1 protein-coding gene is annotated in these 1,594 nt (G+C 41.2%); it reads right to left on the bottom strand.

Features of this window, described 5'->3' with window-relative positions; translation table 11 throughout:
• Nucleotides 1-171: 171 nt before the first annotated feature.
• On the bottom strand, nucleotides 172-1,458 hold the full coding sequence (locus F0475_RS11690) for an IS1380-like element ISBf12 family transposase (RefSeq protein WP_008449762.1): 1,287 nt from the start codon (nucleotides 1,456-1,458) through the stop codon (nucleotides 172-174).
• Between the last annotated feature and the right edge of the window lie 136 nt (nucleotides 1,459-1,594).

Below are 1,594 nucleotides of genomic sequence, written 5' to 3' on the forward strand. Positions count from 1 at the left end.
CCTCAAATCCGCAACTAAGCCCTTGAAGGTTCTTATTGCGTTTACACGTCCTCTCATTACTGAATTTGCAGATAATTTGAACTTGAAGCACCCACTTCTGCCTACAATATCCCCTTACCCCACAATGTGACTTGAGGCAATACACAATATCATTCCCATAAGTTGTAGGCACTATCCAAAATCAGTCTGGAAAACATCTGCGTAAGCATAATTACAGGTATAGATATTCAGCACATACCGCCTTGATGTCTTGATCCACTTGGCTGGTACAGAGATAAACCTGAAGACAAACGCTTTTATGCGACTTGTTACATTGAGTCCGAACTTCTTTACGTCAAGTCTTTGAATAATGGCCTTGTAAAAGTTACGGATAAGTGCTGTAAGAAGAAGGAACACTGTGTTCTCTGCCATGAAGGATTTGGGCAATCTGTCCCACCCGAAACCATTGTTCATATCATCGAAGATACGTTCCTTTTCTCCACGAGGGTTATAGAACTCGACAATTTCTCTTACGGAAGAATCATAGTCGTTAGTCAGGATACAACGGTATGTGTATTCTCCTTCCCAAAAATCCTGCACACCATCCATCCGTTTCTGTCTTTGAATCACAAGTCGATATGCCTTACCTTTCCACTTCTCAACAAGGATAGAGTTCAATTCAAACTCAATGCCATTGATTTCTTCAGTTTTCCAGCCTTTGAGAGCAAAGGTGTCATTGTAGATCGAACTGCAGCGGTTAGCACGGATATAGAAGGACTTGCAGTGTTTTTCTATTTCCTCCACGATTTCCTCGGAACATGATCCACAATCAGCTCTGAAGCGATTGATAATGAGCCCATTCTGTTCAAATCTCTCAAAGAACCTCTTCAGCGTGTCCTTCTGATGGAAACGAACATTTGTGTTACCATCGCTATTCTCTATACCGACTATCAAATCGCCAATAACCGCCACGCCAGGGCGATAACCAAGGAACTTCTTGTATGTAGGCTTTGCATCATACTTCTCTGTCTCTATGAACTGATGGTCGAAATCAACATCATACATCTCACCCTCTTTCAGTTGGCCAGATGCAAATATACAATTGAGCAATAAAGTATTGAGAGTGTCAGCCGTATTGAAATCGTAGGTCTTGCCCATATCTGATGTGTATGAAATGTTTTCTTGCGTCAACTCCTTTATCGCCCTGAGGATAGTATCAGAGCTACAAGTGCGAAGTGTCGGATGAAGTGAGAGGTGGTTCATCAAATGAGTAGTGACATCCTCAATACATGAACCGCCACAGAAGTAGATACTCATGAGAGAACGGATGATTTCGCTGTACTGATAACCGAACGATCTACACCTTAGACCGAGGGTTGAGTCGATGACAGATGATAATGTGGAGTCAAATTGCTCCATGATTGAAAATAATCCCCCAAAAGGAGTGAGTCTCTCAGATTTAATTTGTATCTTCGCCATGTCTATCGTTGGATTCTCTTGTTTTTTTTTGCAACACTAAGATAAGTGAAAATTCTGACATGGCAAAATCCTGAGCAACTTTTTGTTGCTCAGGTACTTAAAAAGTTTAATTTATAATAGTGTTGCGGAATTAAGG

The sequence above is a fragment of the Prevotella vespertina genome, from assembly GCF_009728485.1.
Classification (GTDB): Bacteria; Bacteroidota; Bacteroidia; order Bacteroidales; family Bacteroidaceae; genus Prevotella; species Prevotella vespertina.